General features: G+C 36.2%; 10 protein-coding genes. 3 read left to right on the top strand and 7 right to left on the bottom strand.

Features of this window, described 5'->3' with window-relative positions; genetic code table 11:
* Positions 1-138 precede the first annotated feature (138 nt).
* On the bottom strand, positions 139-597 hold the full coding sequence (locus tag Q0A18_RS08375) for a GyrI-like domain-containing protein (protein ID WP_292009699.1): 459 nt from the start codon (positions 595-597) through the stop codon (positions 139-141).
* A 128-nt stretch (positions 598-725) separates the two neighbouring features.
* On the bottom strand, positions 726-1,493 hold the full coding sequence (locus Q0A18_RS08370; RefSeq protein ID WP_292009698.1) for an MBL fold metallo-hydrolase: 768 nt from the start codon (positions 1,491-1,493) through the stop codon (positions 726-728).
* A 44-nt stretch (positions 1,494-1,537) separates the two neighbouring features.
* Here Q0A18_RS08370 and Q0A18_RS08365 point away from each other — a divergent pair, with 44 nt between their 5' ends.
* Together Q0A18_RS08365 and Q0A18_RS08360 are read left to right on the top strand one after the other, a co-directional pair.
* A complete protein-coding gene (locus tag Q0A18_RS08365; protein WP_292009697.1) occupies positions 1,538-2,974 on the top strand; it encodes a TonB-dependent receptor in 1,437 nt (478 codons plus the stop codon).
* 12 nt (positions 2,975-2,986) lie between these two features.
* Positions 2,987-3,436, top strand: coding sequence for a GAF domain-containing protein (locus Q0A18_RS08360; protein WP_292009696.1), 450 nt, complete (start codon positions 2,987-2,989; stop codon positions 3,434-3,436).
* Positions 3,437-3,449: 13 nt separating this feature from the next.
* Here Q0A18_RS08360 and Q0A18_RS08355 read toward each other — a convergent pair whose 3' ends face one another.
* From Q0A18_RS08355 to Q0A18_RS08345, 3 genes are all read right to left on the bottom strand, one after another.
* Positions 3,450-4,205 (bottom strand): helical backbone metal receptor, encoded by a 756-nt coding sequence (locus Q0A18_RS08355; RefSeq protein ID WP_292009695.1) that lies wholly within the window; start codon positions 4,203-4,205, stop codon positions 3,450-3,452.
* A gap of 19 nt (positions 4,206-4,224) precedes the next feature.
* On the bottom strand, positions 4,225-5,550 hold the full coding sequence (mgtE, locus tag Q0A18_RS08350) for a magnesium transporter (protein WP_292009694.1): 1,326 nt from the start codon (positions 5,548-5,550) through the stop codon (positions 4,225-4,227).
* 253 nt (positions 5,551-5,803) lie between these two features.
* Positions 5,804-6,358 carry a pyruvate decarboxylase gene (locus Q0A18_RS08345; RefSeq protein ID WP_292009693.1) on the bottom strand — a complete coding sequence of 185 codons (555 nt, stop codon included), beginning with the start codon at positions 6,356-6,358 and terminating at the stop codon, positions 5,804-5,806.
* Positions 6,359-6,533: 175 nt separating this feature from the next.
* Between Q0A18_RS08345 and rpsO the strand changes: the two genes are divergently transcribed.
* Complete coding sequence (rpsO, locus tag Q0A18_RS08340; RefSeq protein ID WP_292009692.1) at positions 6,534-6,803, top strand: 30S ribosomal protein S15; 270 nt, start codon at positions 6,534-6,536, stop codon at positions 6,801-6,803.
* 91 nt (positions 6,804-6,894) lie between these two features.
* On the opposite strand, the gene Q0A18_RS08335 is transcribed toward rpsO, so the two are convergent.
* Together Q0A18_RS08335 and Q0A18_RS08330 are read right to left on the bottom strand one after the other, a co-directional pair.
* Entirely contained in the window at positions 6,895-7,251 is a 357-nt protein-coding gene (locus Q0A18_RS08335; RefSeq protein WP_292009691.1) for a DUF4260 domain-containing protein, read from the bottom strand.
* Between the two features lie 115 nt (positions 7,252-7,366).
* Positions 7,367-8,788: a sugar MFS transporter gene (locus Q0A18_RS08330; RefSeq protein WP_292009690.1), complete on the bottom strand. Its 1,422-nt coding sequence runs from the start codon at positions 8,786-8,788 to the stop codon at positions 7,367-7,369.
* Between the last annotated feature and the right edge of the window lie 90 nt (positions 8,789-8,878).

Raw genomic sequence — 8,878 nt, 5'->3', positions numbered from 1 at the left:
TCCGCCACCTGGGCTTTTAAATTGGTGTGCAAATATAGTACTTTTTTTAATGTTTGAAAACTTTTTAGAAAATATTTTTTAATTTTATTTTCAGTTTTTCATAAGTAATAATGGGTTCTTAGGAGAGGAGTAATTCTGTTATTTGATGCCGATCAAAATATCAATTTCTGCATCTTTGGGATTCTGTGCTTTTTCTCCAAAAACTTCAAAATCTACCCTGTAATTTCTATTCAGATCCATCTTCCATATTTTAAACCATCCATTTGCTACCAGATTTTCTGATAAATCTCCTCTGGTGCTGAATTTTATATAGGATCCACCGGCAAAAGACTTGCCTGTCATTCCCTCAGGAATTTCCTCCAGGTTTTTCACTTTACATCCCAGAACAGTTGTATAAGGTTGAGTATGATCACCTTCGTACTCTGTGTACAGGCAATAGACTGTATTGTCAATTTTATTAGGAATTTGGGACAGGATATTCTCACTCATGAATCTGTTCCATAAGTTCCCGATATCTGTCACTCCCTGGCCATTTAAATTAGAGGTTCTGACTTCAATTCCTATCACCATAAAAGGAGATACATTCATTTTTTCCATTTGTTTCTATTTTGAATTGATGGTAAAAATAAACCATACTTGTGTCAACTGTATGTCAGTAGCATTTTTATCTTCTATATTTTTGACATATCAATCCGGTATGGAGAAAGGAAGAGGGAGCCCTTGTTCTAAAATGCAAGTTCCAGCCCGTCATAAGCCAGATGTATACCTTCAGGCAACTGTTTTTCCTCAACATCATACAATCCGAAATGATGACTGATGTGAGTTAAAAATAATTTTTTAGGTTTTAGTTCCTTGTAAAGTTCAATCACATCCGGTAAAATAAAATGGGCAGGGTGGGGATCGAATTTTCGGATACAGTTAAGAATCAGAATATCCAGATTCTGAAGTTTCTTTTTTTCGGTTTCTGAAATGAAACTGGCATCCGTAATATAGGCAAGATTTTTAAATTTATATCCCAGAATAGGTATTTTATAATGTATTACCTCAATAGGAGTGATTACAGTACCAAGGATCTGGAAAGGCTCATTGGAAATCTCATGAAGATCAAAAGCCGGAGCGCCCGGATACCTTATATCGGCAAAGGCATAAGGAAATCTGTTTTTAATTTCTTCACCTACTCTGTGGGAGCAGTAGAGAGGCATATTTTTACCGCTTTTAAAGATCAGGGGACGCATATCATCCAACCCGATAATATGATCATTGTGCTCATGAGTAATCAGGGCAATATCCACATGCTGCTCATGATTGGTAAGCATCTGTTGCCGGAAATCAGGACCGCAGTCGATGAGTATTTTACGGTTTTCTTCTGTCGTGATCATCACAGAAGATCGTAGACGGCTGTCCTTTGGATTAGTGGAAGTACAGACTTCACAAGTACATCCGATTACAGGGACACCCTGAGAAGTACCGGTTCCTAAAAATTTCAACTTCATTGTTTGAGGTTGGTATTAATTTTGGTAAATTTACAAAAAAATTAATGTCGCTAATGTATCAGAAATTAACTCCTAAACAAAAAGCTTTAACAATCAATCTAGATCCTACTATTTATGGTACTTTCGCAGAAATTGGAGCAGGGCAGGAGACTGTTCGACATTTTTTTAGAGCAGGAGGTGCATCCGGGACAATCGCTAAAGCAATGTCGGCTTATGACAAGGATTTTAGTGATGCTATTTATGGAAAGGAAGTAAAAAACCGCTATGTTACTCAAAACAGACTTCGGAAAATGCTTCGTTATGAAGTAGCCTTGATCGAAGAAAGAATTTCCAGAGAAAACAATCCGAACAGAAAGTTCTTTTCCTATGCCAATACTGTAACGACTATTAATTTTGACAAAACCCAGAAAGGCCACGGTTGGGTAGGAATCCGTTTTCAATGCGGTGAAAATGAAGATTATAATGAGATTGTTATTCACGTAAAGTTTAAGGAAAATGATGCCACCTTACAGCAGGAAACCTTAGGGAATCTTGGTGTAAATCTTATTTTTGGGGCATTTACTTATTATGATAATCCACGAAGATTAATAGAGTCTTTATATGATGATGTAGCTACCGACAATCTTGAAATTGATATGATTGATTTCAGCGGTCCTGCGTTTTCTTATGTAGACAATCGCCTGATGTCTTTACAGCTTGTGAAAAACGGAATGACGGATGCTGTGATATTCAATTCTCAGGGGAATAATATGCTCCCGGCTGACAGCCTATACAAGAAAAATATTTTTGCTGTAAGAGGAAGTTTCCGCCCGGTAACGAATGTGAATATAGATATGCTTAAAAATGGTATAGATATGTTCCTTAAAGATGCGGCATGTACCCAGGAAGAAACCGAAATTTTAATAGAAATTACTATTTCCAACCTGAGAGCAGATGGAGATATTGACGAAAGAGATTTCCTTGACAGAGTAGATATTTTAGGAAAACTTGGCTATACCGTTATCATTTCTAACTTCTCTGAATATTACCGGCTGATTGATTATTTTGCATCCTATACCAACGGAAATATCGGAGTGGCAATGGGAGTAAATAACCTGCTCATGGTATTTGATGAAAAATATTATAAAAACTTATCAGGAGGAATCCTTGAAGCTTTCGGTAAATTTTTCCGTAATGGAATGAGAGTGTATCTTTATCCATACAAAGATCCTGAAAGTCATATCCTTCTTGATTCATCCAATCTGAAAGTAGAGGAGAACCTGAAGGAGCTTTATAAATATTTCAAACTTAATAACCGTATTGTAGATATTAAAAGCTATAATCCTGAATTCCTTGAAATTTATTCCCGTGAGATATTAAGAAAGATTACTTCCAATGAAAGAGGCTGGGAAAATCAGGTTCCGGAAGGAGTGGCAGAAATGATTAAAGAACGCGGAATGTTCGGATATAAAGAAGAACTATCCTTTAAACAATATTCTTAAAACAATACTAAGATGTCAGAATTAAAGAAAAGGCTTTCCTCAATTCTTGAAAGTCCTAAACATAATACAGAAGAAAAACTACAGAAAGTTTGTCACTTATTGGATCAGGAGATTTCCTATTTCAATTGGACCGGGTTTTATTTTAAAAATGGTGACAAAGATGAACTTAAATTGGGACCTTATGTAGGAGCGCCTACCGATCATACTATTATTCCTTATGGAAAAGGAATTTGCGGTCAGGTAGCAGTTTCCAATGAAACATTTGTAGTCCCGGATGTGCACCAGGAGAGCAATTATTTAAGCTGCTCCATTGATACCAAAGCGGAAATTGTAGTTCCGATTTTTAAAGACGGTAAAAATATCGGGCAGATTGATATTGATTCCCATAAGGTTGATCCCTTCACCGTTCAGGACCGTGAGCTTCTGGAATGGCTTTGTAATGAAGTATCTAAGATTATATAAGATGGAGCGGGTTTTAATCCCGCTTTTTTATTGGATTGAATTCAGCATTGATGTCCATGGTAAGCTGCCTGAACTTATGTTCACATTTCGCAAGATGGGTCCCATACCAGGAAAATGCCTCTCCGTCTACGATAATAATAGTTTTATTAGGATATATTCTTTTTAATTCCTCAATATGCTTTTCTTTGAATGGAAAAGGTTCGGAGGATAGCAGAATGATCTCAGCTTCTGCAAGGTCTTCAGTCGATATTTCAGGATAGCGGGTTTGGTCTTTGTATATATTTTCAAAGCCCAGATCCGTTAAAATATGATGTATAAAAGTATCGGAGCCAATGGTCATATAGGGATCCTTCCAGATCAGATAAGCAGCTTTTACTTTTGGGGAAATTTTAAACTGATTTAAATTTTCATAGATCTTTAGATTGTAGGCCTGAGCTTTTTCTTCCTGGTGAAAAATATTACCTAAACTTTTAAGAAGATAATAATTGTCTTCAATCGTTTCCACATGAGTCACGATAACTTTAAAATCAGACATGAGGGCTTCTACCTGATCTTTTACGTTTTCCTCTTTGTTAGCAAGAATAAGGTCGGGCTGTAAGCTTTTAATCTTTTCAATATTCAGGGTTTTGGTTCCTCCGATGATTTCTACGTTCTGGACTTTATCAGCAGGATGGATACAGAACTTGGTTCTTCCGATGATTTCCCGGTCGGTTAAACCCAAATCAAATAAAGCCTCCGTAATAGAAGGAACAAGAGATATAACTTTCATAATTGGACTTTGCCTAAAATTACAAAAGTTTCCCGGTTAGGAAAAGTCCGGCGACAGTAAAGTAAATAATTAAACCTGTAACATCCACTAAAGTGGCTACAAACGGAGCAGAGGAAGTTGCCGGGTCAAGTTTAAGTTTTTTAAGAATAAAAGGAATCATAGAGCCGGAAAGTGTTCCCCATAGTACAATAGCGACTAATGAAACAGAAACACTCAATGCTACATATACCCAATATTCACCGTAATTGAATAGCCCTATTTCCTGCCAAAGCATAATCCTTACAAAGCCGATAACTCCTAAGATGGCTCCCAGACACAACCCGGAGATGATTTCCTTTTTCATGACGTACCACCAGTCTTTCAGGGTGATCTCCTGAAGGGCCATTGCCCGGATAATCAATGTGGCTGCCTGTGAACCGGAATTTCCTCCACTGGAAATAATTAACGGTACAAATAAAGCAAGTACTACTGCTTTCTCAATTTCTTTATCGTAATAACCCATTGCAGAAGCTGTAAGCATTTCTGAAATGAAAAGAATGATCAGCCAGGTAGCTCTTTTTTTGATCATTTCGGGCCAGGAGGTCTGGATATAAGGTAAATCAAGGGCTTCCAATCCCCCGAACTTCTGAATATCTTCTGTATTCTGCTGCTCGATCTGGTCAAGAATGTCATCTATCGTTACGATTCCAACCAAGACACCACTTTCAGTGATAATAGGAAGGGCACTTCGGTCATATTTTTCAAAGTAGGTAACGGCATCTTCTTTAGAAGTGGTCGTAGGAATAGCCACGAAATGGTTATCGGTAATGTCGGAAACAAGCGTATCTTCTTCTGCCAGTAATAAAGTTCCGATGGCAAGGTCATCAATCAGACGGTTTCTTTCATCTACTACATAGAGATGGTTCATTGTTTCCACCTTTCTTCCTACCTTTTTAATTTGCTGAAGACATCTTTTTACGGTCCATTCTTTCCTGATCTGGATATAATAAGGGGTCATCAGACGGGCAATAGAGTCCGCATCGTAACCCAAAAGCTTTAAAGCAATCCTTCTTTCCTGAGGATTAAGATGGTTGATAGAATATTTGATCAGCTCATCCGGAAAATCTTCAAAAAGGGCAGTTCTGTCATCCGGGGTCATAGCATTCAGGATCTCGGAAACTTCATCGCTTCCGATGCTTCTGATAGTTTCTTCCTGGAAGTCCGGGTCAAGATGAGAAAAAACATCCGCTTTGTACTCCTTTGGAACTTTCAGGAAAGCCAAGAGCCTTTCATCAGCAGGAAGTCCACTGAGGGTTTCGGCAATATCGGCTGGGTTGAAAATAAGTTCGTCTTTAGAAGGATTCAAAACAGAAATAATTTTTTAGATATGCAAAAATAATTTAAATTTTTAAGATGGACCAAGGATGAACCAAAATTAAGAATTAATTAAAGTGTTAATTTATAAAACTAACTGGCTTACAGGAGAATACTGGCAGTAACAAAAAACACCCGTAAGGTTCTGCTCAATTTTTTTAAGTTTGAAATTTTTATATTATTTAGATTTTAAGTAGGTCTAAAATAATTATGATGATTTTTTTAAGATTAGTAATGGGTGGTGGTTAAAATCCTACTTCACCGGAAGGTTTTATTTTTCTCAGTTGCTTTAAAATTCCTTTGATAGCACCGTTGGTTCCTATTTTGATGGAATTTTCAGTAGAGCCGAGTAAGCGCATATTTTTACGATACGTATCATAATCGGTCTCTGTGATAAGAGTTCCGTGCTCATCAAAAAGCTTCATGCTTACAATCACCTGATTAGAAAAAACATACCTTCCTATTCCTACTTTAAAATATTTAACCTTACTAACAATTGCAAAATCTGCATCATTATTGGTGCAGTAATCAATAATGGTTTGGGTATCGACATCATCAAAAGGCATCTGGATTTCTGCCCTTAGCATCTTATTTTTACGGTAACCGCTCAAAATATCAGAAACAGAACTGAAAAAAGCATTATTGGTGGGTTCCTTAATCTCCTCAATATCAGGCTCGACTTCAGGGTTGAAATAAAGTATTTTTTTAATCTTGTCATCATCACTTTTCTGAGCCATCACTACAGGCGCAAACATCAGCAATACAAGAAAAATGGTGCTATGAAATAAATGTTTTTCCATGTTGGTAATCACGTGCAAAATTAATGCCTTTTAATGGTATTTTGGAAAATTAATTAAGAAACTTTTAACATTTTTTTCTATCAAATAGGATATATGAAATCAATAATGTTTTGTAGGGTTAAAAAATAGTCGTACTTTTGCACCCGTTACATAATAATCATTAAATAATATTGGAATGTACTTAACAACAGAAAAAAAGCAGGAAATTTTCGCAAAACACGGGAAATCTGCACAAGACACAGGAAGTGCTGAAGGACAAGTAGCACTTTTCACTTACAGAATCAACCACCTTTCAGCTCACTTAAAGCAAAATCATAAAGATTACGCTACTGAAAGATCATTGGTTAAATTAGTAGGTAAAAGAAAAAGATTATTAGATTATCTTAAAAGTAAAGATATCGCAAGATACAGAGCAATTATTGCTGAACTAGGTTTAAGAAAATAATCTATAAAGATTTACAATCGAAAGCAACTTTTTTTAAGTTGCTTTTTTTATGTCGTAAATGAAAATCTCTTTTCCTCGGTGAATGATGGATTTAATTATTCTTTCCTATGCTGCCCAAATGAGTATGCTGGAAGCTATCCGGATATTTTAAACCATATCCTAATATTCTGTCAAATGCGGAATGGGCAAATAGTATAGCTCCGATCATATTTAAATAGGGAAGAGCCAATAAAGTTCCAGCCAGATAAATAACGATGGCGATTCCCCAATGATGAAAAAGATTATAACAAAAGGCTCCGATTTTATTATTAACTGCATATCCCAACATGGATATGTCAGGTGCAAAGAATAATCCGATCAGCCACCAAAATGAAAATCCTGTTTGGATAAATGCAAATATTCCCAGTATCAGGAATGCCAAGTATTCGAGTTTTAATTGATTTTTCATCTGTCCTGATAATATTCATCATATAAGTAGAATATAAAAAAGATAAGTTACTTTGAGAACAAAAAAATGAGATTCTTTTCAGAATCCCATTTTGATTTATTAATTGGTTCATATTTTAATGTCCTGACTTAGCGTCGGTACTTTCAACATGTCCAAGATATTTCGTACAATAAGCTCCAAAAATAAGGATAACTAAATAACAGAATACAGGAATAATGAAGGAATGCTGTACTCCGAAATGATCAGCAAGGAATCCCTGGAAAATAGGAACAATAGCTCCTCCCAGAATAGCCATTACTACCAATGATGATCCCTGGCTCGTATATTTTCCTAAACCTGAGATTGCAAGGGTATAGATATTGGAGAACATGATAGAGTTGAAAATTCCTATTCCCAATACGCTGTACATGGCAATTTCTCCATGATTAACCATAGTAGAGATTAGTAAAACTACGTTCACAGCTGCGAAAATGGATAATGTCCTTGCAGGAGCAGCCTTTCCAATAAAGAAAGCAATAAAGTTCAGTAGTATAAATACAAGGAAGAAGCTGATCTGTGCAAATGTAAGATTTACTACACTAAATATTACCAAAAATACAAGTGTTGCAGCTCCCAACATATAAATTACCTTTTTTCCTTGGCTTAAAGACTGGTTTAAAGAGATGGCCCCTAGGAATCTTCCGATCATAGCACCTCCCCAATATAAGGAAAGATAATTTTTACTGACGATCTCATTGAATCCCATAATTTGAGGCTGCTCAAGGAAACTGATAATGAAACTTCCTACTGCAACTTCTCCACCTACATAGCAGAACATTGCTAAAACCCCGAATTTAAGATGATTGAACTGTAAAGCACCCCAACCTTTTACGATCTCTTCTTCTGCCATTTGGAAAGAAGGTAATTTTACTCTTGAAATAAGGAATGCTACCAACAGTAAGATTCCGGCAAAGATCAGATAAGGAATTCTGGTGGCCACAGCACTGAATGAGCCGTCAGGAGCTGAGAAGAATTCGAAAATAAGGTGTCCTCCCAAAACAGGAGCAATAGTGGTTCCGAAAGCATTAAAGGCCTGGGTCATATTCAAACGGCTTGATGCAGATTCTTCTGTTCCCAATAATGAAACATAAGCGTTCGCCGTAATCTGCAACACTGTGAATCCCAGTCCAAGAATGAATAAAGCTCCCAGGAATAAAGGATAATATGAGAATGTAGCTGCCGGATAGAATAAAATACAGCCAAAAGCAGCCAGGAAAATACCAAATAGAATTCCTTTTTTATATCCTACTTTGTTGATGGGATCTCCTTTTGAAATAGAGATGAAGAAATAAATTAATGAACCGATGAAATAAGCTCCGAAGAAACAAAACTGAACCAGCATGGATTCAAAAAATGTTAGTTTAAAAAGCTGTTTCAGATAAGGGATAAGGATATCATTCATACAGGTAATGAATCCCCACATAAAAAATAAGAGGGTAATGGTAACAAGAGGAACAGTGTAATTCCTGCCTTGTGTTTTTACTTCATTATTCGTCATAAACATTCATATTTAGAAAAGAGCTATTAAAGATCTCTTTTGTTGTTTCAATTTCATCTTCTTTTCTTTTACTTTTTTGGATTTCGTGAT

The sequence above is a fragment of the Chryseobacterium sp. genome (assembly GCF_022712095.1).
Lineage (GTDB): Bacteria > Bacteroidota > Bacteroidia > Flavobacteriales > Weeksellaceae > Chryseobacterium.
This window is presented reverse-complemented; position numbering and strand designations above follow the sequence as displayed.

Excerpts from the sequence above, each read along its gene's own strand:
- Q0A18_RS08355 (WP_292009695.1), bottom strand. The coding sequence starts at position 4,205 with ATGAAAGTTATATCTCTTGTTCCTTCTATTACGGAGGCTTTATTTGAT.
- Q0A18_RS08345 (WP_292009693.1), bottom strand. The coding sequence starts at position 6,358 with ATGGAAAAACATTTATTTCATAGCACCATTTTTCTTGTATTGCTGATG.
- Q0A18_RS08330 (WP_292009690.1), bottom strand. The coding sequence starts at position 8,788 with ATGACGAATAATGAAGTAAAAACACAAGGCAGGAATTACACTGTTCCT.
- rpsO (WP_292009692.1), top strand. The coding sequence starts at position 6,534 with ATGTACTTAACAACAGAAAAAAAGCAGGAAATTTTCGCAAAACACGGG.
- Q0A18_RS08375 (WP_292009699.1), bottom strand. The coding sequence starts at position 597 with ATGGAAAAAATGAATGTATCTCCTTTTATGGTGATAGGAATTGAAGTC.
- Q0A18_RS08370 (WP_292009698.1), bottom strand. The coding sequence starts at position 1,493 with ATGAAGTTGAAATTTTTAGGAACCGGTACTTCTCAGGGTGTCCCTGTA.
- Q0A18_RS08335 (WP_292009691.1), bottom strand. The coding sequence starts at position 7,251 with ATGAAAAATCAATTAAAACTCGAATACTTGGCATTCCTGATACTGGGA.
- Q0A18_RS08365 (WP_292009697.1), top strand. The coding sequence starts at position 1,538 with ATGTCGCTAATGTATCAGAAATTAACTCCTAAACAAAAAGCTTTAACA.
- Q0A18_RS08360 (WP_292009696.1), top strand. The coding sequence starts at position 2,987 with ATGTCAGAATTAAAGAAAAGGCTTTCCTCAATTCTTGAAAGTCCTAAA.